This window comes from Streptomyces canus, assembly GCF_041435015.1.
Lineage (GTDB): Bacteria > Actinomycetota > Actinomycetes > Streptomycetales > Streptomycetaceae > Streptomyces > Streptomyces canus_G.
In genome coordinates, this window is the sequence record NZ_CP107989.1 from 6,475,862 (window position 1) to 6,497,471 (window position 21,610).

The 21,610-nt window shown below is 72.6% G+C and carries 23 protein-coding genes and 1 tRNA gene; 9 read left to right on the forward strand and 15 right to left on the reverse strand.

Features of this window, described 5'->3' with window-relative positions; genetic code table 11:
* Positions 1 to 68 precede the first annotated feature (68 nt).
* Together OG841_RS29695 and OG841_RS29700 are read right to left on the reverse strand one after the other, a co-directional pair.
* A complete protein-coding gene (locus tag OG841_RS29695) occupies positions 69 to 1,361 on the reverse strand; it encodes an FAD-dependent oxidoreductase (RefSeq protein ID WP_328638721.1) in 1,293 nt (430 codons plus the stop codon).
* Positions 1,361 to 2,677 (reverse strand): carboxylate--amine ligase, encoded by a 1,317-nt coding sequence (locus OG841_RS29700; protein ID WP_328638720.1) that lies wholly within the window; start codon positions 2,675 to 2,677, stop codon positions 1,361 to 1,363. Before OG841_RS29700 ends, OG841_RS29695 begins: the two co-directional genes overlap by 1 nt.
* A 169-nt stretch (positions 2,678 to 2,846) precedes the next feature.
* On the opposite strand from OG841_RS29700, the gene OG841_RS29705 reads away from it, so the two are divergent.
* Positions 2,847 to 4,136 (forward strand): glycoside hydrolase family 26 protein, encoded by a 1,290-nt coding sequence (locus OG841_RS29705; RefSeq protein ID WP_328638719.1) that lies wholly within the window; start codon positions 2,847 to 2,849, stop codon positions 4,134 to 4,136.
* 28 nt (positions 4,137 to 4,164) lie between these two features.
* On the opposite strand, the gene OG841_RS29710 is transcribed toward OG841_RS29705, so the two are convergent.
* The 9 genes from OG841_RS29710 to OG841_RS29750 are packed head-to-tail and all read right to left on the reverse strand — an operon-like array spanning position 4,165 to position 13,713.
* The gene (locus tag OG841_RS29710; RefSeq protein WP_328638718.1) at positions 4,165 to 5,286 is read right to left on the reverse strand and encodes a GNAT family N-acetyltransferase; all 1,122 of its coding nucleotides are present in this window, start codon (positions 5,284 to 5,286) and stop codon (positions 4,165 to 4,167) included.
* Entirely contained in the window at positions 5,283 to 5,939 is a 657-nt protein-coding gene (locus tag OG841_RS29715) for a lipopolysaccharide biosynthesis protein (protein ID WP_328638717.1), read from the reverse strand. Before OG841_RS29715 ends, OG841_RS29710 begins: the two co-directional genes overlap by 4 nt.
* Positions 5,936 to 7,090, reverse strand: a complete 1,155-nt coding sequence (locus OG841_RS29720; RefSeq protein WP_328638716.1) for a glycosyltransferase — start codon at positions 7,088 to 7,090, stop codon at positions 5,936 to 5,938. The genes OG841_RS29715 and OG841_RS29720 overlap by 4 nt, the downstream gene beginning before the upstream one ends.
* 1 nt (position 7,091) lies before the next feature.
* Positions 7,092 to 7,835, reverse strand: a complete 744-nt coding sequence (locus OG841_RS29725; protein WP_328638715.1) for a polysaccharide deacetylase family protein — start codon at positions 7,833 to 7,835, stop codon at positions 7,092 to 7,094.
* Positions 7,819 to 9,477: a murein biosynthesis integral membrane protein MurJ gene (gene murJ / locus OG841_RS29730; RefSeq protein WP_328638714.1), complete on the reverse strand. Its 1,659-nt coding sequence runs from the start codon at positions 9,475 to 9,477 to the stop codon at positions 7,819 to 7,821. The genes OG841_RS29725 and murJ overlap by 17 nt, the downstream gene beginning before the upstream one ends.
* The gene (locus tag OG841_RS29735) at positions 9,474 to 10,787 is read right to left on the reverse strand and encodes an O-antigen ligase family protein (protein WP_328638713.1); all 1,314 of its coding nucleotides are present in this window, start codon (positions 10,785 to 10,787) and stop codon (positions 9,474 to 9,476) included. Before OG841_RS29735 ends, murJ begins: the two co-directional genes overlap by 4 nt.
* Positions 10,788 to 10,791: 4 nt before the next feature.
* The gene (locus OG841_RS29740; protein ID WP_365115072.1) at positions 10,792 to 12,216 is read right to left on the reverse strand and encodes an exopolysaccharide biosynthesis polyprenyl glycosylphosphotransferase; all 1,425 of its coding nucleotides are present in this window, start codon (positions 12,214 to 12,216) and stop codon (positions 10,792 to 10,794) included.
* Positions 12,213 to 13,388, reverse strand: a complete 1,176-nt coding sequence (locus OG841_RS29745) for a glycosyltransferase (protein WP_365115074.1) — start codon at positions 13,386 to 13,388, stop codon at positions 12,213 to 12,215. Before OG841_RS29745 ends, OG841_RS29740 begins: the two co-directional genes overlap by 4 nt.
* A 49-nt stretch (positions 13,389 to 13,437) precedes the next feature.
* Positions 13,438 to 13,713, reverse strand: a complete 276-nt coding sequence (locus OG841_RS29750; RefSeq protein ID WP_365115076.1) for a hypothetical protein — start codon at positions 13,711 to 13,713, stop codon at positions 13,438 to 13,440.
* 254 nt (positions 13,714 to 13,967) lie between these two features.
* On the opposite strand from OG841_RS29750, the gene OG841_RS29755 reads away from it, so the two are divergent.
* From OG841_RS29755 to OG841_RS29790, 8 genes are all read left to right on the forward strand, one after another.
* Positions 13,968 to 14,207: a chaplin gene (locus OG841_RS29755; RefSeq protein WP_328638709.1), complete on the forward strand. Its 240-nt coding sequence runs from the start codon at positions 13,968 to 13,970 to the stop codon at positions 14,205 to 14,207.
* A gap of 246 nt (positions 14,208 to 14,453) precedes the next feature.
* Positions 14,454 to 15,116 carry a hypothetical protein gene (locus OG841_RS29760; protein ID WP_371567189.1) on the forward strand — a complete coding sequence of 221 codons (663 nt, stop codon included), beginning with the start codon at positions 14,454 to 14,456 and terminating at the stop codon, positions 15,114 to 15,116.
* 165 nt (positions 15,117 to 15,281) lie between these two features.
* Positions 15,282 to 15,563, forward strand: coding sequence for a hypothetical protein (locus tag OG841_RS29765; protein ID WP_328638707.1), 282 nt, complete (start codon positions 15,282 to 15,284; stop codon positions 15,561 to 15,563).
* A 187-nt stretch (positions 15,564 to 15,750) separates the two neighbouring features.
* Positions 15,751 to 16,248, forward strand: coding sequence for a DUF5949 family protein (locus OG841_RS29770; protein ID WP_328638706.1), 498 nt, complete (start codon positions 15,751 to 15,753; stop codon positions 16,246 to 16,248).
* Complete coding sequence (locus OG841_RS29775; protein WP_328638705.1) at positions 16,248 to 16,832, forward strand: vitamin K epoxide reductase family protein; 585 nt, start codon at positions 16,248 to 16,250, stop codon at positions 16,830 to 16,832. Before OG841_RS29770 ends, OG841_RS29775 begins: the two co-directional genes overlap by 1 nt.
* A 116-nt stretch (positions 16,833 to 16,948) precedes the next feature.
* Entirely contained in the window at positions 16,949 to 17,464 is a 516-nt protein-coding gene (locus OG841_RS29780; protein ID WP_328638704.1) for a hypothetical protein, read from the forward strand.
* Between the two features lie 178 nt (positions 17,465 to 17,642).
* Positions 17,643 to 18,134, forward strand: coding sequence for a tyrosinase family oxidase copper chaperone (locus OG841_RS29785; RefSeq protein ID WP_328638703.1), 492 nt, complete (start codon positions 17,643 to 17,645; stop codon positions 18,132 to 18,134).
* A complete protein-coding gene (locus OG841_RS29790; RefSeq protein WP_328638702.1) occupies positions 18,118 to 18,984 on the forward strand; it encodes a tyrosinase family protein in 867 nt (288 codons plus the stop codon). Before OG841_RS29785 ends, OG841_RS29790 begins: the two co-directional genes overlap by 17 nt.
* 86 nt (positions 18,985 to 19,070) lie before the next feature.
* On the opposite strand, the gene OG841_RS29795 is transcribed toward OG841_RS29790, so the two are convergent.
* The 4 genes from OG841_RS29795 to OG841_RS29810 all read right to left on the reverse strand — a co-directional run bounded on the left by OG841_RS29795 (position 19,071) and on the right by OG841_RS29810 (position 21,444).
* On the reverse strand, positions 19,071 to 19,412 hold the full coding sequence (locus OG841_RS29795) for a chaplin (protein ID WP_328638701.1): 342 nt from the start codon (positions 19,410 to 19,412) through the stop codon (positions 19,071 to 19,073).
* A gap of 132 nt (positions 19,413 to 19,544) precedes the next feature.
* Positions 19,545 to 20,504: a D-2-hydroxyacid dehydrogenase family protein gene (locus OG841_RS29800; protein WP_328638700.1), complete on the reverse strand. Its 960-nt coding sequence runs from the start codon at positions 20,502 to 20,504 to the stop codon at positions 19,545 to 19,547.
* A 126-nt stretch (positions 20,505 to 20,630) separates the two neighbouring features.
* Positions 20,631 to 20,725 (reverse strand) — tRNA-Arg (locus tag OG841_RS29805).
* A 98-nt stretch (positions 20,726 to 20,823) separates the two neighbouring features.
* Entirely contained in the window at positions 20,824 to 21,444 is a 621-nt protein-coding gene (locus OG841_RS29810; protein ID WP_328638699.1) for a hypothetical protein, read from the reverse strand.
* Positions 21,445 to 21,610 lie beyond the last annotated feature (166 nt).

Consider the following 21,610-nt stretch of genomic DNA (forward strand, 5'->3'; position numbering starts at 1 on the left):
GTGGGGGGCCGGCCGGGCACGCCCGGCATCCTCCCCGCGGATGCCGGGCCACCCGGCCAGGAGCCGGGTCAGGGACGCACGGCGGGCGCCGGCCCGCGCTGTCCCCGGCCGCTGGGCGCCGGGATCGTTCCGCCGGGTGTGCCCGTGCGCAGGTGACGTTGCACTCCGCCCACGAGCGTGCTCGCCGTGAAGGTCGCCCCGTGCACGAAGCGCATGGCCGGGCCGAAGCCGGACGCCGTCACCAGACCCGCGAGGAACAGCCCTGGACAGGAGGACTCGAAGTCCCGCCCGACCTGCGGGGCGCCGTCGGCCAGCGTCGCCAGGGAGCCGCGCAGTTCGTCGGAGAGCAGCCGCAGCCGCTCCCCCGTCGCCCGGAAGCCGGTGGCGGCGATGACATGCTCGGTCTCCAGGGAACGCAGGACCCGCCCCGCCCCCGACGGTTCCGATCCGCCCCCGCCGCTCACCACATCCAGCCGCACCCCGCCGCGCACCGGACGGGCCGCCGCCACCTCGTGGCCGAGCCGCACCTCGACGACGGGCTCGATGCGGTCCCGCAGCCACCAGGCTCCGGCCGGGCCCAGCGCCGTGGCGCAGATCCGCGTCCGCCTCGCCTCGGAAAGCCGGTAGAAGAGGCCGGGGCGTTCGGAGTAGAACCAGTTGCGCCAGCCGGGGCCGAGGCCGCTGTGCGGGGCGCGCGCCCTCTGCCACCAGGGGCGTTGCCAGGGCGGCGGCACGTCGTTCCACTGCAACTGGTCGGCGCGCGCCAGGACCCGTACGCGCGTGCCCTGCTCGGCGAGGAGGGCCGCCGTCTCCAGGGCCGCCTGGCCACCGCCGATCACGGTGACGTCCCGGTCGCGGAAGCGGACGAGGTCGTCGTGATGGCTGCTGTGCGACACCAGGGAGGCGGGGAGGGCGCGCAGGGCGGCCGGCAGCTCCACGAAGGGCATCACTCCGACCGCCAGCGCGACCGTGCGGGCGTGCAGGGTCTCGCCGTCCTCGGTGACCGCCTCGAAGCCGCCCGGGCAGGGGGCGATCCGCGTGACCGTGCGCTCGTCCACCTCCGGTACCGCGTTACGGGCGAACCACTGGCCGTACGCGGCGAACATCTCCACCGGGATCGGCTCCCCGTGCTCGGCTGCCACGCCCTGGCCCGCGCAGTACGCGTCCAGCCGCAGACGTCCCGCCGGGTCCGACAGGTTGGACGCCCACGGCTCCGACTTGAGGAACATGCCGCGCGGCATGTGGTCACGCCACGAGGCCATGGGGCGGCCGAACACCCGCAGCCGCAGTCCGGCGGCCGCGGCATGGGACGCGATGGACAGACCGTACGGGCCCGCGCCCACCACCAGGAGGTCGTACATCAGCAGCTGCTCACTTTCTTTTCGTCGGACAGCCCGTCGGGGAGCCCGTTCGCAAGTGCGGGGGACAGGTAGGGCGTGGCGGGGGAGGGTGGTGGCACGGACACGGTGGCCGCGACCAGGCGCCCGGTTCCGTCTCCGCCCGGCCGTCGCAGTCGTTCCCGCACGCGGCGGGACACATGGCGTGCCCACAGCCCCCGCATCACCCGGCCCGGCTCCGGGTCGTCCTCCGCGTGCCAGGCCAGTTCACGTCCGTCGGGAGCGGGACGCAGCAGGGTGAGCGGGGAGTAGTTCTCCACCACGAAGGCGCGCCCCGGCAGGGGCGAACCCTCCGGCAACGGACGGTGGGTCAGGTCCAGGTGCAGGGCCCGTACGACGTCCAGGTCCGCGCTGTCGGCGAAGAGCCGGAACTGGGCACCGGGGCGCGGGTTGAAGTCGAGCAGGTGGTAGGCGCCGGTCGTGCCGCAGCGGCGGAAGTCGAGATCGAGGATTCCGCGGTAGCCCAGTGCGTCGGTGAGCCGCTCGGCGAGCGCCTGCACGTCCGGGTTCGGCCGCCAGCGCCCCACCGCGGTCAGGCCCGCCGCGCGCGGCCAGGACCGTTCCTTCACACCGGGGCCGCCGCCGATCACCGCGCCCGAGCGGGCGGCGTAACCGTGGAAGAACCAGTCGCGGTCCGGGCCCGGCGGCAGGAACGCCTGCAGCAGCAGCCGGCTGCCCGCCTCCTCGGTGCGCAGGTACAGCTCGTGCGCCTCCTGTGGGCTGCGCACCACGACCGTGCTGCGCAGCCCGCCCGTCGTCGGCAGCAGCCAGGGGCGGCTCCACTTCGCCACCACCGGAAGGCCCAGCCGCCAGGCCGCGGCGGCGGCCTCGCCGGCACTGGCCGGGACCACCGTCTCCGGATGCGGGATGTCCGCGGCCGCGCACATCGCCGCCAGTTCGGCCTTGTCGGCCACCCGCTCGGGCAGCGCCGGGGGTTGCTGCGGCAGGAGGTAGGAGGGGGCCAGCTCCTCGCGCAGCCGGCCGACGGCGACCGCGCTCGCGTCGTCCATCGGGATCAGGACGGCGGGGCCGGCGATCCGGGCGGCCACCTGACGCAGTACGACGGCGATGTCGGCCGGGGACGCGCCGGGCGGCGGCGGGTGGTGCAACTGCCGTACGAAACGGGACGCGCGGACCGGACTTCCCGCGCAGTCGGCGACCAGGTGCACCTCCAGACCCGCCCGGCCCAGTGAACGCACGGCACCGAGCGTTCCGTGGTGAAAGGGATTGGGGTCGATCCGCAGCAGTACTGCGGGGACCCGGCTGTCGAACGGCGACACGGCATCGTCCTTCGGTTGTTTCACTCGTGCGGGCGATCGGAATCCACGAAAGCCGTAAGCACGGTGGCGGAATTCATATTGATATGACTGAGTGTCAGGTAAGGGAAAGGCCTGAGGGCGAGGCAAAGAGAGCGAAAGCGAACGTCCGAGCGTGGAGAGAGGAGCAGGCATGGCCCCACAGCATCGACGGACCCGGTCCGGGCGGTTGGCCGTCGTCGCGGCGTCGGTCGTCGCGACGACGACACTGGCGTCCGGTCCGGGATACGCCGCGGGTGCGGGGGTGGCGCGGATCGCCGGTCCTCCCGCTCCGACACCCGCCGTCACACCGGTCCCCGTGATCCCGGCCCTGCCCGAGCGGCCGAGGGTGACCCCGCCGCCGCCCCTCCCGGCCCCGGCGTGGCCCGGAAAGCTTGCTCCCGCGTTCGGCGCCTACCTCGACTACGGCCCCCGTGGCGTGGCCCGCATGCTCGACCTCAGCCGCTGGCTGGGTGGTGCCGAACTGCGCGTCGGCCACACGTATCTGCCCGGTGACCGCTGGAGCAACATCGAGGGCGCCCCCGGCTTCCTGGACGCGTGGGCGCGTTGGCGCACCGGTCGGGACGACCGGATGTTCGTCCTCAACGTCCCCATGCTGGAGCGCAACGAGGAGCAGGTCTCCGACGCCGAGGTACGGCAGTTGTTGCGCCAGGGCGCCGCCGGCCGGTTCGACCGTCACTTCCGCGCCCTGGCCGAACGGCTGGTGCGGCTGAAGGTGCCGGACACGGTGATCGTGCTCGGCTGGGAGATGAACGGCACCACGTACACCCATCGCTGCGGGCCCGACCCGGAGTCCTGGAAGACGTACTGGAACAGGATCGTCACGGCCATGCGTGCGGTGCCGGGGCAGAAGTTCCGGTTCGACTTCGCGCCCTCCCGGGGGCGGGACGCGGTGCCCTGGACGCGGTGTTATCCGGGGGACGACTCGGTCGACATCGTTGGCATGGATTCCTACGACCAGCCGTCCGGGGTGACATTCGACGAACAGGTGAATGAGCCCTACGGCCTTCAGTCGCAGGTGAATTTCGCCAAGGCCCACGGCAAGCCCGTCTCCTATCCGGAATGGGGACTGTTCCGCAACGGGGACAACGCCGAGTACATGCGGCGCATGCTCGCCTGGATGAACGAGCACAAGCCGCTCTACAACACGCTGACCGACTACTGCCCGCACGGAGTGTGGCAGTGCCCGGACAACCCGAGGGCGGCAGAGATCTACCGGTCCCTCCTCTCCGGCACCATCACCGACCCCGTCACGGAGCCGGCCGAGCCCACCGACCCCGTCACGGAGCCGGCCGAGCCCACCGTCCCCGCCAGCCCGACGAGTCCGCCCACGTGCTCGCCGGTGGATCTGGGCGACTGGGTCGAGTACTGGCTCGGCGGGAAGCTGTGCCTGCGCTTCGACTGGTGGGCGCGCAACCGGTAGCGCGGCCGGCCGGTGGCGGCGGACTCCCTCAGGACCCGCCGCCACCGTGACGCTCCTTCCGCTCCGTCCAGTCCTGCCAGTGGAGCAGCAGCTCCTTGCCCCGCCGCCGCGCGGCCACGTCGCACTCGACCGCCGCCAGCAGCGGGGCCGTGCGCCGCCGGGCCAGCAGCAGCCGCTGGTTGACGACCGGCTTGGGCCGCCAGTGGTGTTTGTACGGTTCGTTCCCGCGCAGCAGGCTCAGCGTGCCGTGCCCGCCGTCCTGGGTGTGCCGGCTGCACGCGTCGAGCAGCATCACCGCCACGTCCGCCCTGCGTTCCCGCAGGCACGGATGGGCGCCGTACAGGTAGCCGCCCGCGAGCCGCCGTGACAGCAGGGTCAGGTCCACGGCCACCACGTCGTCGTCGAGGCGGAACTCGGTGACCACCGCGTCGCCGGAGCGCACCATCGGCGCGACCGAGCGCACCAGGTGTTCGCGGAACCGCGGCCGCAGATGCTCGGGCGTCACCCCTCGCCCCTCCCACTGGAGTGCGTGCAGCTCGATGAGCCGCCGCAGCGCCTTGTCCACCTCGTCCGGTGTCACGGTGTGCCGCTGGATCCCGAGCGCGGTCAGCTTGCGCAGCTTGGCGCGGACCCGCTGCTGGGCCTTGGCCGTGGGCAGGCGCGTGATCAGTTCGTCCATGGACACGGCGGGCAGTTCCAGGCACACCGAGTCGTCCACCCGGCGTCGGGGTCCGCTCCAGTGGCCGTAGATCCGCTCGGCGGCCCCGCCGGGGCGGACCTCGCGGAGGTCGATCAGGGCGGTGCGGGCGGCCGCGGACAGGCCATCGGCGAGCGCGGCGACCGCCTCCGGGCCGCGCTCCTCGTCCAGCAGGACATCCCCGTAGTCGGAGATGGATCCGCCGAGCGGCACGAGCGAGGGTACGGGGCGGTCCACGCGCATCAGCGGCGCGGCGGCGGCCAGCTCGGCCCCGTCGCGCACCAGCACCAGCCGCAGCCGGCCGCGTCTGCCGTACGACAGCCACCAGGAGTGCAGCCAGGCGTGACTCTGGAAGGGGGTGGCGGACCCGCACCGGCGGTACAAGTCCCCCCACTCCGCAGCCAGTTGGGCGAAGTCCCGCTCTGTGGTGACGAGTTCCGCCCGGTACCTCACAGCTGCCCGTGGGCGTCGGCGGCCAGGGCCGGACCCGGTACGGACGCAGGGCGCCCGGCCGTGTCCCCGGACCGCCTGGGCCGGGCCAGCAGCGCCAGTCCGCCGAGCAGGCCGCCCGCGCTCGCGCCCACCAGGCCGATCAGGGCCGGGGAGGCCGAGGACGGCTCGCTGGGCTTGGTGGCCCGGGCGAACTGCTGAAGCTCGACGCGGGTGGCGTCCTTGGTGTCGTTCGCGTGCCGGGTCAGCGCGCGGGAGACGGCGTTGGCCATGTCGGCGGCGAGGTCGGGGCGGGTGGAGGTGGCCGTGATGGAGACCATCGGGGCGTCCGGTGAGGTCTCCGTCCGCACGCTCGACTTCAGTGTCGTCACCGGCACCCCGGCCCACACCTGCGCGTCCCCGAGCACCGCGAGCTGGGTGGCGACCCGGCCGTAGGCCTGCGCGAAGCCGGTCGCGGTCGCCGGGTCGGACTTCGCGGTCGGGACGGCGACGACGTAGGACGTGGCGGTGTACTCGGGCGGCTGGACGACCCCGTACACCCCGCCGAGCAGGCCGCCGACGAGGGTTCCGGCCGCGATCAGGGACCAGGGCGGCAGGGTCCTGACGCGGGCCAGGCCGGTGGCCGGGTGGCTTGGTCCGGTGGGGTTCTCGGTCATGAGGAAGGGACTCCCTGGGGTGATTCAGACATGGAAGGGGCGGCCACCGCGGCCGCGTAGACGTTCATCAGGCGATCGGCGCTGCGGGTGATGCTGTAGCGGTCGGCGGCCCCGGGCGCGGTGCGCGGGCCGGGGCCCATGGCCCGGGTGGCGGTGACGGCCCGCGCGAAGGCCTCGGGGCCGCCCCGGACGAGACGCGCGGCCCCGGCGGTGTGCGCGGGCAGGTCCTCGAGCGCCGGACACGAGGAGTAGAGGACGGGCAGCCCGGATGCCAGCGCCTCCACCATCGCCAGACCGAAGGTCTCCTCCGGGCAGGGGGAGGCGAGCAGGTCCATCGCCGAGGTGAGGGAGGGCAGGTCGGGGCCGGGGGTGCCGTCGGGGACGTAGGGGCGTTCGCCGGTGAACAGCACGCGGTCCGTGACTCCGGCGTCCTGAGCGGTCCGCCGCAGAGCGTGCTCCTCCGGTCCGCCGCCGGCCAGCAACAGCCAGTGGTCGGCGGGGAGTCGGGCAAGAGCCCGGATCAGGACGTCGAAGCGTTTGGCGGCTGTGAGCCGGCCGATGCCGCCGATGAGATACGCCGTCTCGGGCAGGCCGAGCCGCTGTCGGGTGCGCAGGCGCCGGTCCGGGTCGAAGCGGAAGCGGTCCAGGTCGACGCCGTTGGGGACGACCTCGATCCGGGGGGCCGGCACTCCCCAGTGCCTCAGCCGTTCGGCGACGGCCGGGGAGACGGCGACCGTCGTCCGGCCCAGGCGCTCGCTGGCCAGGTAGAGCCCACGTACCCCCGCGGTCAGCGGGCGGCCCTCCATCTGCGAGTCACCCAGGGAGTGTTCGGTGGCGACGATCGCCCGGACGCCCGCGAGCCGCGCTGCGAGCCGGCCGTAGACGCAGGCACGGTAGAGGTGGGTGTGCACGAGGTCGTAGCCGCCCGCGCGGATCAGCCGGACCAGGCGGGGCAGCGCGCCCAGGTCCCGGTTGCCGGCCATCCCCAGGTGGGTCACCCGCACCCCGTCGGCGGCCAGCCCGTCGGCGACCGTGCCCGGGTTGGTGAGCGTGACGACGTCGCAGTCGACCGGCAGGTGCCGCAGCAGGAGCCGGAGCTGCTGCTCGGCACCGCCGACGCCCAGGCCGGTGATGACATGCAGGGCCCGCACGTCAGACCCCCTCGACAGGACGTCGGCGCAGGCGGTGCAGCCGGTACTTCAGAAACAGGCGTACGGCGTTGTCGTCCTGGCCGATGTACAGGCGGGGCAGTGCGTACGGGCCGTTCAGCGGACCGGGGTCGATGGCGCAGGCGTACGTGTATCCGGCGGCGCGGACGGCGTTCACGGCACGCTGGTCGATCGTGCCGTACGGGTAGCAGAAGCCGTTGACGGGAGAGCCCGTCAACTGTTCCAGCGTGGCCCGGCTCTCGACGACCTCGGCCTTCACCAGGGCGTCGTCCGCCTTGGTCAGGTCGACGTGGGTCAGCCCGTGCGAGCCGATCTCCACCCCCTCGGCCGCCGCCTGCCGGATGCCGTCCGCGGTGAGCAGCGGCTTGCGCGGGCCCAGCCGGTCCCAGGCGTTGTCCCCGCCGAGCCGGCCCGGCAGCGCGAAGAGCGTGGCGCCGAAGCCGTAGCGGCGCAGCACCGGCAGGGCATGGTCGACGAAGTCGGCGTAACCGTCGTCGAAGGTGAGTCCGACCAGTTTGCGTCCCTCGCCGCGGGCCCGGGCGGCCAGCAGGTCGGCCACGGAGACACCGGTGAGGCCGCGTCCGCGCAGCCAGCGCAGCTGCCGGTCCAGCCGCTCGGGCGTGACCGTGACGCGGTAGGGGTCGTCCGAGTCGTCGCCCACGGAGTGGTACATCGCCACCCAGGGCACCGGGCCTCTTCGAGGGGCGCTGTCAGCGGAAACGGGCATACGAGAGCCTTCGGGTGACGGTGCGTGCGGAACGCAGTGCGGAAGCGACGCCCTGGACGTCCAGGGCCCGGGCGAGCAGGACGAAGACGGTGACCACGGTCAGGGAACCCGCGGCCAGACCCGGTACCGCCGCGTCGAATCGGCTCGCCGTGAACGCGCCGGCGACGGCTGCGACGACCGCCGCGCACAGCGTCCTGCCGAGTCCGCCGAGAACCAGCCGGGTGCGGATCGGGACGTTGCGCGGGCCCATGCCGGCCAGCAGCACCATGGCCGTGACGGTGATGCCGATGGCGTTCGCGGCGGCGATCCCGGCCACTCCCCACGGGCCCACCGTCCAGGTGCCGACGCCGGCGGTGGTGACGATGCCGGCGGCCATCGCGCCGAGCGGGTACCAGGTGGAGCGGCCCGCCGAGAAGTGGGACCGGACCAGGCACCCGACCAGGGTCTGACTGAGCAGCCCGAGGGCGTACACGCGCATGACCCCCGCGGTCGCCGCCGTGTCCGCCGCGGTGAACTCGCCGCGCTGGAAGAGGAGTTCGACCATCTGGGGGGCGCAGGCGATCACCGTGGCCGCGCCGAGCAGCACCAGACACGCGGCCAGCGCCAGGTCCCGCTCCACGCGGTCCCGGGCCCGCTCCGTGTCGCCGTCGGCCAGCGCCCGCGCCACCACCGGGAAGGTGACGGTGCACAGCATCAGCGACAGCGTCATCGGGATCTGTGCCACCTTCTGCGCGTAGTTGAGGTGCGAGATGGCGCCGGCCGGGAGGGCGGAGGCGAGAAAGCGTTCGATGAGGACCTGGGACTGCCGGCACAGGGCGAAGAGGAGGACGGTGGCGACCATGGCCAGCGTCATGCTCTGCCCCGGAGCTTCGGCGGAGGCGATCCGAGGCGCTGCCCGGCGTCGTGACTGCCGCCAGACGGACGGCAGTTGGATCGCCACCATCAGTCCACCGCCCACCGCGACCCCTGCGGCCGCCGAGCGCACGCCCCACTGCCCGCCGAGCACGAACATCGCGGTGATGATGCCGGCGTTGTAGGCCACGTAGATGGCGGCCGGCGCGAGGAAGGTCCGGTGCGCCCTGAGAGCGGCGCTGCAGTACCCGGCGAGCCCGAAGCCCAGCACGCTCAGCGCGGTCAGCCGGGTGCAGTCGACGGCGAGGCCCGGGTCGGGCAGCCCCGGTGCCAGGGCCCCGACCACGTAGGGGGCGGCGCCGATGACCACCGCGGACACACCGACGAAGGCCAGCGACAGCCAGGGGAGCGTGGCGGCCACCAGCGAGCGGACCGGGTCGCCGGGAGCGCCCTGCGCACGACGGGCCAGCGCCAGGCTGAACGCCGGGATCAGCGCGAAGGCCAGCCCGTCCTCGATGAACAGGGTGGAGGCGAACTCGGGCACGGTCCAGGCCACCAGGAAGGCGTCCGTCTCGCTCCCGGCACCGAACAGCCGGGCCAGCGCCTGGTCACGGACCAGCCCGAGCAGGGCGCCGACGATCGAGAGGGCGGCCGTGATCAGGGTGGCCTTGGCGAGGAATCCGCCGGAGACGGGGGTGAGTTCGCTCGTGTCGGCGGTGCGGGCGGCGGGAACCACCACCGTGCCGTCGGTGTCGGCGTGCGCGTCGGGCCTGGGGGGCGTCACCTTCATCGCACCGTGCCCCACGCCGTCGTTCCGCCGCTTCCGACCAGCGCCCACCAGGCCACCAGCCCGAAGCACACCGCCGTCAGCACGGTCGAGGGGCCGCCGATATCGGCGTACAGGAAGTCGGTCAGCTGCCAGATCAGCAGGCCGCAGGCGACGAGTGCGCAGTCGAGCCCCGGGCCGTCACGCCGGACCCGGAACAGCCCGCGCAGCCCGCACACCAGCAGGCCCAGCCAGCAGCCCGCGAGCGCGAGCAGACCGAGCAGGCCCTGTTCGGCGAGGACGAGGAGGTACATGTTGTGCGGGGACAGCAGCGGCTGCTTGCGGAAGTCCGCGCCCGCGCCCTCCGTGTCGCTGCCCGCGGACAGCGCGAGCGAGGCGTGCGCGTCCCGGTGCTCGGGGAAGCCCTTCAACCCGACGCCCGTGAGCGGATGTTCGCGCCACATGCCGGCCGCCGCCGCCCACAGCGTGTAGCGGTCGGTGACGGACTGGTCGGGCGCGTCGGTGACCCGTGTGACGCTGTCGATCCGCTCCTGGAGCTGCGCCGAACCCAGTCCGAACCCGCCCACCAGGATCACGCCCGTCGCGGCCACCACCGCTGCCACCTTCAGCGCCCGCCGCAGCCCGGCCAGCACCAGCTGTGCCCCGCACGTCACGGCCGTCGCGATCCACGCGCCGCGGCTGAAGGACAGCGCGAGCGGCAGCAGCAGCGCGACCGCGCAGCCGGCGGCAACCGCCCGCTGTCGTACGGAGTTCCGGCCCAGGGCCAGCCCCACCGAGCACACCAGCCCGAAGGAGACGACGGTCGCCATCCCCATCACGTCGCTCGCCCCGAAGGTGCCGACGGCCCGGATGTCCTGGCCCTGGTACGAGGCCCCGGTCCCGGTCATGTACTGATGCGTGCCGATCGCGCCCTGCCACCCGGCGAGCCCCACGAACGCCCAGGCCAGCAGCCGGAAGTCGCCCCGGTCGCGGATCAGCAGCAGGACGGCGGCCGGGACCAGCACGAACACCTGGAGGTAGCGGCCCATGCCGCCGATCCCCGCCCCCGGTGAGGCCGCCCCCGTCGCGGCGAGCGCGAGCCCGGCCACGGGCAGGCCCAGCAGCACGACCGCCGTACGGGACAGGGGGCGCCGCCGGTCCCGTACGAGACGGATCGCGCAGTACACGACGACGAGCGCGGAGACCGCGTCGGCCGGTCCCGCGCCGCCCTCGTCGCCGGGCGTGAGCGGCAGTGCGAGCAGGGCGATCACGGCGAGCACGGGCAGGACGGGGGGCCACTGCCGGACGCGGGGCAGGGTCAGGGCGTGGGTCATGTGCTCAGCTCCCTGTCGGGCGCACGAGCGCGGCCGCGGTGCGCAGCAGGATGCAGATGTCCTGCCACAGCGACCAGTTGTCGATGTAGGCGTTGTCGAAGCGGGCCCGGTCCTCGATGGAGGTGTCCCCGCGCAGGCCGTGGATCTGGGAGAGGCCGGTGATGCCGGTCCGCATGCGGTGGCGGGCCGCGTAACCCGGGTGGGCCTGGCTGAACTTGGCGACGAAGTACGGGCGTTCGGGACGCGGTCCGACCAGGCTCATGTCGCCCCACAGGACGTTCCACAGCTGGAGCAACTCATCCAGTGAGGTGCGGCGCAGGAAGCGGCAGAACCACGGCATGCGGTGTTCGTTCGCCACACTCCAGCGGGTCGCCGCCTCGTGCTCGTCGACCGGGCGGTGGGTGCGGAACTTCAGCAGGGTGAAGGGCCGGCCGTCCTGGCCGATGCGCTCCTGCCGGAACACCACACCCGGCCCGCCGGTCAGCCGCAGCGCCACCGCGCACACCAGCAGCAGCGGGCTGACCATCAGCAGCAGCGTCCCGGAGACGGCCACGTCCAGCGCCCGCTTGCCGAGGCCGCCGCGCCGCCGCGAGCCCATGTCCAGCCGACGACAGGAGAACCCGGCGAGCTGGTCCTTCGAGGCGTACGACGGTGAGTCCGGCTCCACCTCCCACACCGCGCAGCCCGACTCGGCGAGCGCCCGCAGCAGCGGCCCTTGCGCGGACCGTGCGGAGGGATGGACGACCAGGACCTCCCGCACACCGTTCTGGATGAGGGCCCGCTCGACCTCCTCGCCGGTCGTCAGCACCGGCAACTGACCGCCGCCGTCCGGCTGTTCGGTCACGATGCCCACCGGCCGCACCCCGCACCGCGGATGCCGCAGCACGGCGGCGGCCACCCGCTGCGCGGTCCCGGCCGGGCCGACGACCAGCGCGGCCCGCGGCCGGGCGCGCCGCAGCACGCGCCGCCGCCAGTGCACGGTGCCCCGGGTCGCGCAGGCCGTCGCCGACTGGAGCACGAAGCCCGCGGCGAGGGTGCGGGCGGACAGGGCGTGGTGGGGCGCGTACGCGGCGACGAGCGCCGCGACCGCCAGCCAGGCGATCGCGATCCGGCCGCACACGGTGGGCAGTTCGTCGAGGATCCCCGGTACCGGCCGGGTCGGTTGCCGGCGCAGCAGCATCGACGCGGTCACCAGCAGCGCCACAAGGAGTACTTGGTGCTCGGTGCCGGCGAGTGTCAGGGCGCCCAGCAGCGCGGCGACGCTGTCCGCGGCGAGCAGCGGGGCCGGGGAGGCGGGGCGGGAAGGGGGTCTTCTGGCCGGGAAGCGGAAACCGGCCGCGGTGCTGCGCGACGGCTTGACGAACAGGGGCGCGAAACCGGGATCCCGTGGCTGGGCACCGGGCGAGGGGACGGTACTTTCCGCGGTCACGAGTGGATGAACTCCCTGTACTCGGTGGGCACGGCGCATGCGGCGGCCGGGCCGCCGAGCACGTCGCGGTACACGGCCGCCACCGCCTCGGCGGTGAGCCGTACGTCGTGCGTGGACAGGACGTGGCGGCGGCCCTGGTGGCCGAGCGCCTCGCGCAGCAACGGATCGAGCAGCAGCGTGGTGACCGTCTCGGCGAGCGGCGTCGGATCACCGGGCGGCACCAGGCAGCGGGGGACGAGCGCGGGCGGCAGGCTCTCCCGGGCACCGTCCACGTCCGTCAGCACCACGGGCCGGCCGCAGGACATCGCCTCCAGTGGGGCGAGCGCCATGCCCTCCCAGAGCGAGGGCAGCACGACCAGGTCGGCGGCCTGGTACCAGGGCGCGGTGTCGGTGACGGCCCCGGCGAACAGCACGGACCGCGGTGCGCGGGAGCGCAGCCGTTCCTGGTCGGGCCCGTCACCGACGAGCACGAGCCGGGCGTCCGGCACGCGCCGCGACACGCTGTCCCAGGCGTCCAGCAGGACGTCCTGCCCCTTCTGCCGGCACAGCCGCCCCACGCACACCACGAGAGGGGCCGCCGGGTCGACACCCGGAAGGACATCGGACCGTACGGTGTCGACGGGGGCGGGGTGGAAGCGTTCGGGCCGGATGCCGTTGGGGACGACCGTCCACCGCCCGCCGATCCCGGCGCGCACGCCGGTCGCGCGCTCCGCCGCGCTCACACACACCACCTGGGACGCCCAACGCGCCCCCCACCGCTCCCACCGCAGCGCGAGCGCCGCCGTCATCCCGCCGACCGCCTCGAACGACCAGGCGTGCGGCTGGAACACGGTCGGGATCCGCCCCCGTACCGCGAGCCGGCCGACCAGTCCGGCCTTCGCGCTGTGCGCGTGCACCAGGTCGGGCCGCACGTCCTCGAGCACCTGACCGAGCCGGCGTACCTCCCGCACGAGCGCCAAACCCGGTGAGCGGGTGGCGTGCCAGTGCCGTACGTCGGCGCCGAGCCCGCGCAGGGCGGGGGCGAGGGGGCCGTCCGGGCAGGCGACCGTCACGTGCAGACCGGCCGCGAGCTGGGCTCGGGCCAGGTCCGTCACCACACGGGCGACCCCGCCGTCCACGGGCTGGGTCAGATGCAGGACCCGCGGCCGGGGGTCGGGGACTGACTGGTGCATGCGCGTTTTCCTCGCTCACGGACGGCGCTCGGGACGGGAGGGAAGGCGCCTACGCGCGGGCGGCAGCAGCGACGAAGAGCACGCCGGCCCAGGCCGCGTCGCGCTGGGAAACGAGCCGGATGGCCGAGTGGTCACCACCGGACCGCGGCGCCTTGCCGAGTTCGAACAGATCGGAGGCGTGCTCGAGGGCGTTCATGCCGAGGCCGCGCAACCGCATCCGCATCCCGAGACGGGAGTTGAGAGCCAAGGCCCCGTCGAAGTCGTTGTCCGCCGCGCGGACGCCGCCCCTCGCAACGTGGCACAGCGGGACCCAGGAAATACGCATGACCGGCATGGCCCTTTCGGGAAGGTGGCGTGACGAATGCGATGCGCTGGCTGCATGGGTGCGTCAAGAGCTTCGCAACCCTATCCGGTATGCGCATTTAGTCCGTGAAGCCCGACATGTGTGTCGGGGCGGTGAGGCACGTTCGTTCGTGAGATCACCCCATTGGCGGCACAACCCTCGCGGGCGCCGCGCGTTGACACAGCGCCGGGCATCCCCGCCCGGTTGTTTGTGTCAACCCCAAGGAGCACCTCTCCATGTCGCGTATCGCGAAGGGCCTGGCCCTGACCACCGTTGCGGCCGCCGCCGTTGCGGGCACCGCAGGCATCGCCGCCGCCGACAGCGGCGCGCAGGGCGTTGCCGCCCACTCCCCGGGCTTCCTGTCGGGCAACGTCATCCAGGTCCCGATCCACGTCCCGGTCAACGTCTGCGGCAACACCGTCAACGGCATCGCCGCGCTGAACCCCGCGTTCGGCAACGAGTGCGAGAACGACTGACGTCGGCTCTCCGCCTTCGCCGGCCGCACTCCCGTGGACCCTCCACGGGAGTGCGGCCGGTCCGTGTTTCCCCGGATGGAGGTGGCCCGCGGAGAGGATGGGCCCGGCCCTGACGCGCCCCTCACCAGGGGTGATGCGAAAAGGGCGCAGGTGGGGCGGTGTCAGGGTGTGATCGCTGGGTTGCAGGGCGCGGTGGTCGCTTCCACGGTGGGCTCAAGATCCGACGCACATCGAAAGGAACCACCCATGCGTGGTCTGTCCGCACGGTGTATCGCCTCCTGCGCACTCTGCGCCGCACTTCTCGTCGCGGTCGCCGGTCCCACCGCGGCGGCCTCCCGTGGGCCCGTGCCCGTCCCCCACGCGGACGCGCTCCGTCCCCAGGTCGAGGCTCTGGCCGAGCTGGGCGGCGTGCTCACCCCGGTCGCCGACCTGCTGAACACCGTGCTCAAGGCCGACAACGGCCAGATCTCCGCCGAGCAGGCGGCCAAGCTCGGGGACGCCGTCAAGGACGCCACCGCGAAGATCGCCGAGGAGGCCTCGGCGGCCGCCGTCACCCCGCCCGCCACGGGCATGACGACGACACCGAGCACGCCGGCCGGCAGTACGACGACGCCGACCCCCTCCCTGCTGCTCACGCTCATCCAGAACGGCGACGACGCCGGGGCGCGGTCCGTCAAGGCGCCGGCCGACCTGCTGGACGACGCGATCGACGCCCTGGAGAAGGCGATCGACGACCTGCTCACGGCGGTCACCTCAGGAGAGCCCACCCAGGTCGAGTCCACCCTCCCCGCCGTGATCAGCGGCCTGGTCGACGCCGTCGCCGCCACCATGCTCGACACCGAACTGCCCGCTCCCGACCTGGCGGGCCTGTCCTCCCTGCCCAGCAGCTCGCAACTGCCCGTGTCGTAAGGCGCCCGCACCACAGGGATGCCGGTCTCTCCCGAGGGCCGGCATCCCGGCATTTTCATGAAAGCCCAATATCCGCGCACGGAGTTTCCGCTCCGGCCGGGGCTCGTTGGGCACGGTGTCGGACTTGCCCGCCCGATGACATGAAGTGCCGAAGAGAGGAACACGATGAAGTCCCTGAAGGCTGCTGCTGTTGTTGCCGGTTCCCTGGTTCTTGCCGGTGCCGCCGCGCCCGCGTTCGCTCAGGACACCGCCGATCTCACGCCCACCAGCCTCAACGGCGCCGTCAACTCGCTCACCAAGGGCCCCCTCGACGTGCGGCCGCTGCAGCACCAGTCGGACGCGCTGAACACGGAGAAGAAGAAGTCGGTGCTCCACACCGCCAAGAAAGCGACCACCAAGCTGAACTCCAGGCCAGGACTCCTCGGTGGACTCCCCGTGGGGCAGTGACGTCGTCCTCCACGCCGGGGCCGATCTCCCAGCGGCGACTGCCGCCCGGGATCGGCCCTTCGTGCTGTTCGAGCGCGACAGCACGGCGCGGCGACGCCTCCCTCGATCGGATGGAGACGGCGGCAGCGCTCCCCCGCCCGAGTGAGAAACGCCCGCCCCCCGTCCGGCCCGTGGGTACGGTCGCGCGATGACCACCACCTCCAGCGAAGCCCGCTCCCTGCGCACCGCCGATCTCGGCACTCTCGTGATCATGGCCTGGAGCGGCGAGGCTCCCGACGGCCACGACATGCCCTACCTCCTCGCGTGTTCCCTCGGGGACGCTCCCGACGGCCCCGAGGCCGCGACCGCCGCCGTCGAGGGGCTGCTGAACGACAACGGCCTGCCCGTCGGCGGTGACCTTGTCGACGGCAACGTCAGGCCGAGCCTGCCGGTCACCCTGCTGGTGGTGGCCGGGCACGCCGTCGTCACCATGCCGGGGCTGAACGCCAAGTGCCCGGTACGGCCGCAGTGGCTCGCGGCGGCCGCCAAGCGCGGTTACGCCTACTTCGTGTTCACCACGCGCCCCTGGCCCGAGGCCTCGGGCCAGTCCGTCACCCCGGACCAACTGGCCGCGTTCGCGGGTTCCGACGAGACGCTGAAGGCCGCCGCCCACATCGTCCTGCCGGCGCGCAGCCTGCGCTCCTGATGCGGCGGGCCGAGAGCGGCGGTCGCGGGTTCGCCCTGCTCCTGCTGTTCACGGGCGCGGCGGGGCTGCTGGCCTCCTGGGTCATCACCCTCGACAAGTTCAAGTTGCTGCAGGACCCCGGCTTCACCCCGGGATGCAGCCTGAACCCGGTGGTGTCCTGCGGCAGTGTCATGGAGAGCGACCAGGCCGAGGCCTTCGGCTTCCCCAACCCGATGCTGGGACTGGTGGCGTACGGCATCGTGGTCTGCGTCGGCATGAGCCTGCTGGCCGGCGCCGCCTTCCCTCGCTGGTACTGGCTGACCTTCGACGCCGGCTGTCTGTTCGGCGTCGGGTTCGTGTCGTGGCTGCAGTTCGAGTCGCTGTACCGCATCAATGCCCTGTGCCTGTGGTGCGCTCTGGCGTGGATCGCCACGATCGTCCTGTTCTGGTACGTGACCTCGTTCGCCGTCCGCCGCGCGTTCCTGCCCGCGCCCGGCTGGGCGCGGGCCCTCTTCGCCGAGTTCACCTGGGTGATCCCGCTGGCGCACGTCGGGATCGTCGGCATGTTGGTCCTGACCCGCTGGTGGGACTTCTGGACGAGCTGACCGCCGTACGTCGTACTACTGCGGCAATCGAGGGAATCTCGCGCTGGTCACCGCACCAGGATCGTTACCGGTACGGACGTTGAGCCTGCCGAAACCTGAAAGGGACCGTATCTGCCATGAGGTCGACCACCCGAGGAACCCTTGCCGCCGTCATCACGGGCATCGCGGCCGCGGTGGGAGCTGCCGCGTCCCCCGCAGCGGCGGTGGGCACGGTCCCCGTACCCGTGCCGCTGGAGGGCGCCGAGCGCGCCCTCCACATGGAGCTGCCCGAGGTCGGCGGGAAGATCCCGGTGCCGACGCCGGGCGTCCCCGAGGCACCGAAGTTCGTCGAGGGCCGGCTCATGCCGGAGCGGGCGATTCCGCGCGTGCCCGTCAACGGCGGGCTGCCCGGCGCCGACCTGACCGCGCCGGTGCCCCACCTCCTCGACGACGACGTCGACCACCTCGGCCTCGACGCGCCCGCCGCCGACGTACGGACGCTGACGCCGGGCCTGGCCCTGGACGCCCCGCTGACCGCCCCCAAGCCCGGCAGCGGCGCTCTGCCGGCGCCGAAGCTCCCGGAGGCGGGCGTCCTGCTGCCGATGGTGCAGGCCGCGCCGGGCGCCGACCTGACCGCGGGGCCCGGCCTGTAGAGCGCGTCGACCCGTCCGACGGGGCCCGGACCGTGACACGGCCCGGGCCCCGTCGGTGTTTCGGGCGCGGAGGGTTCACCCCCTTGGGCCTCGGACGGTGACCGCGCGGGCCGTCGGGCGGTTACCGGTACGGACAACGGAACCCGACCCCTCTTGCGTACGAGACGAGGAGCACACGATGGTCATGAGCGTCGGCCGAACACCGGTGGGCGCCGACCCCTCCCGAGCGAGCCCGGAGAAAGGCACCCCTGCCCGCCGGAGCAGGCGGGATCTGCTGCTCGGGCTCTTCGGCCCGGCCGCCGTCGCGGTGGCGCTCACCCCGGTCGTCCTCGCCTCGCGGGGGCCGCGCGCGACCGAATCGGCCGCCCATCCCGACTTCGACGAGACGTACCGGGGCCGCCGGATCCGCGGCATCCGCGGCTCCGCGGCCGCCGCCGGCGCCGGCGCTCTCGGCGCCGGAGGGTGGCACGTCACCGTGGACGGACGCCCGCTGCACCTGATGCGCCGCGCCGACGGCACCTGGCTGAGCATGGTCGACCACTACCGGTCGTACGCCACCGCGCTCGACGCCGCCCGGGCGGCCGTCGACGAGCTGGGGCCCGGCCGGCAGTTGCAGGAGACGAGGAGCGACGGGGCAGACATGGGGGGACACAGTGGCGTACACGCGTAAGGACGTCAGCACACTGACCGCGGCCGAGAAGCGGCGGTTCGTGCAGGCGATGCTGGAGGTGAAACGACGCGGCGAGTACGACGAGTTCGTACGGATGCACATCGACTTCTACGTCTCGGACGGCGAGGACGGACTGCGTACGGCGCACATGGCGCCCTCCTTCCTGCCCTGGCACCGCCGCTTCCTGCTGGAGCTGGAGCGGGCCCTGCGCCGCGTCGACTCCTCGGTGACCGTGCCGTACTGGGACTGGACCCGCGACCGCACGACGAGCACGGCGCCCTGGACGGACGATCTGCTCGGCGGCACCGGCCGGCTGCCGGACCGGCGGGTGACGACCGGACCGTTCGCCTACGCGACCGGCAACTGGACGCTCAAGGAGCGCATCACCGATGAGGACTACCTCACCCGGGAGCTCGGGCGGCCGGCCGATCCGATCGAACTGCCCACACGGAGCGACCTCGAGTGGGCCCTGCAGGACCCCGTCTACGACACCTCGCCCTGGGACTCGACGTCCACCAAGGGGTTCCGCAACAAGCTGGAGGGGTGGGGGAGAGGACAGGGCGCGGCCGCCTGGCGCAACCACAACCGGGTGCACCGCTGGGTCGGCGGGGTGATGGTGAGCGGCGCCTCCGTCAACGACCCGGTGTTCTGGATGCACCACGCCTTCGTCGACCTGTGCTGGTCGCGCTGGCAGCAACGGCACCGCGACCACCGCTATCTGCCCGCGGGACCGCCCGGCCGGGGCAGCGCCCAGCGCGGTCGCATCGTCGCCCGCCACGAGAAGCTCCCGCCGTGGGACGTGACCCCGGACGAGCTGGAGGACCACGACAGGATCTACCGGTACGCGTAGGCCGTACGGCGGCACGGAACCCCGCGTCCGGACACACAAGAGCCCCGGCGCTGGAAGGTGCCGGGGCTCTGGGTGGGTACGGGCGATCAGCCGCCGTAGCCCTGCCCGTGGCCGCTCTTGTGGCCACCGGCGCGGTGTTCCTTGTGGGCGCCGTTCTTGTCGGAGCCCTTCGACTCCTTGTGGTCGCCGCTGTTGTTCTCGCAGTGGTTGCCGAACGCCGGGTTCAGCAGACCGATCACGTTGACGGTGTTGCCGCACACGTTGACCGGGATGTGGATCGGGACCTGGACGACGTTGCCCGACAGGACGCCGGGCGAGTGGACGGCCGCGCCGTTGGCGCCCGCGTCCGCCATGGCCAGGCCGGCGCCGCCGATCATCACGGCACCGGTGCCGAGGGCGACTCCGGCTGCCTTCGCGATGCGAGACATCACGTTCTCCTTTGGTTCGGGGGGTACGACGGCAGGACGCGCCGTCGCACTCCCCGTTCAACGCCGCCCGTCACGGCTGGTAACGGCGCTTCGGCGCAGATCACCCGTTTTGAACAAGGACGCTGAGAGACATCAGGGCAGTCGCCGTACCGGAGAGCCGGAGAGGAAGGCCCGGATGTCCTCGATGGCCTGGCCGTAGTACGTCGTGTAGTTGGCGCGGGAGACGTAACCGAGGTGGGGGGTGGCGAGCAGGCGAGGGGCCGTGCGCATCGGGTGGTCGGCGGGCAGGGGCTCCGTGTCGAAGACGTCCACGCCCGCGCCGGCGATGCGGCCCTCGTGCAGGGCGGCGAGGAGGGCGTCCTGGTCGACGATGGCGGCGCGCGAAGTGTTGATCAGGTAGGCGGTCGGCTTGAGGAGGGCGAGTTCGGCCGGGCCGAGCAGGCCGCGGGTGCGGTCGCCGAGGGCCAGGTGGACGGAGACGAAGTCGCTGGTGGCGAGGAGGTCCTGCAAGGAGGGGGCCAGGTCGGCGCCCGCCTCGTCGGCGCGCTCTTCGGTGAGGTTCTGGCTCCAGGCGCTGACCTGCATACCGAAGGCGAGGCCGACCCGCGCCACCCGGCTGCCGATCTTCCCGAGGCCGAGCAACCCGAGCCGGCGGCCGTGCAGATCGGCGCCGACCGTCCGCTGCCAGGGGCCGTTGTCGCGCAGGGCCCCGCTCTCCTCGACGATCCCCCGGGCGAGGCCGAGCAACAGGGCCCAGGTCAGCTCGACGGGTGGGGTGGAGGAACTCGCCGTACCGCACACGGTGACGCCGTGTGCCTCGGCGGCGGCGTAGTCGATGACGGTGTTGCGCATGCCGGACGCGACGATCAGCTTCAGCCGGGGCAGGCGGGTGATCAACGAGTGGGGGAAGGCCACGCGTTCGCGCAGGGTGACCACGATGTCGACGTCGGCGAGGGCCGCGGCGAGCGCGTCCTCGTCGGGGAAGTGGGTGTCGAAGGTGACGACGTCGACCTCGTCGGCCAGCGGTGACCAGTCGGCGACCTCGGTCGCCACGTTCTGAAAGTCGTCCAGCACAGCACAACGCAGCCGCACGTCGGGTCCCTTCGATTCCGCTCCACCGTCAACGCGGCCGACTCTACGGGGCGATGGCAGGCGCCTTGCGGGCGAAGACCACCTGAGAAAACCCCCCACCTGTTGTTGCTGGTGAGAGGGTGTTTGCGCCCCCGGCAGGACTCGAACCTGCGGCCAAGCGCTTAGAAGGCGCCTGGTGTGATCGTCGGCGCATCTCTCCTGACCTGGAGCGCTACGGACGCCGAGCGCGATAGATCGGCGCCTTCGACACGCATTCGACAGGGGGCGCCGATGCAGCCTAGAAGCCACAGAGCGTGGAGTCCCCTGCCATCGGTTCAGGTTAGAGGGTCTCCAACTGCCCAACTCCGCCCGCCCAGGCCGGGCTCTTGGCATACTCCTTTAGCCAATCGACCATCGCTTCACAGCTCGCGATGTAGTCCTGGGCGGCACCAGTGGTCGGGAGACGCCTTCTGTCTCGGAGCTCCCGTGAGATTGCGTGGAGATCACGCAGGGACTGCGCGATGTCATGGGGGAAGTACCGTTCACTCCAGAAGAGGCGCGTCAAGGTGGTCTCGCCGACCCTGCCGTAGGTCGTGTGCTCCAACACCATGCGGCTGATAGTCGAGCGAACTTGACCCCACGCTTCGAGCATCGCGTTGGTCGGGTCAATGTAGGGAGCTGTCGGCCGCGCATCACGTTCATGTCGCTCGGCAACTGTCGCGGTCGACGGCACTGGCAGTTCGCTGGCCTGCGGCTCGGCCTGTGCCACTGCCTCCTCCACCTCAGCGCTGGCCTGCTCAACCGCTTCCGAGAACTCAGCGTCCACACCCACAGCGCTCAGTGCTTTGACTCGCCGGAGCAAGCCTCGAACCTCCTCCCTGAACCCGTACGCGACGGCAAGGAGCACGGCCGGCCACACAAGCACCTTGAGGAAGTCCAGAACCAAACGGGCTATCTCCACCAGATCATCTTGGCTTCCGGGGGAAACGCTGTAAGGCGTTTGGGCAACTTAGTCATAAGGTGCGACGGTCCAGAGGTGGGCGAGAGTCGCGCTATCTGGCCAAACATGCAGGTAGGGGCCCCGTTGCTGCCGACACTGCCAGTTCTCCGGGTGCAGGCATAACCCC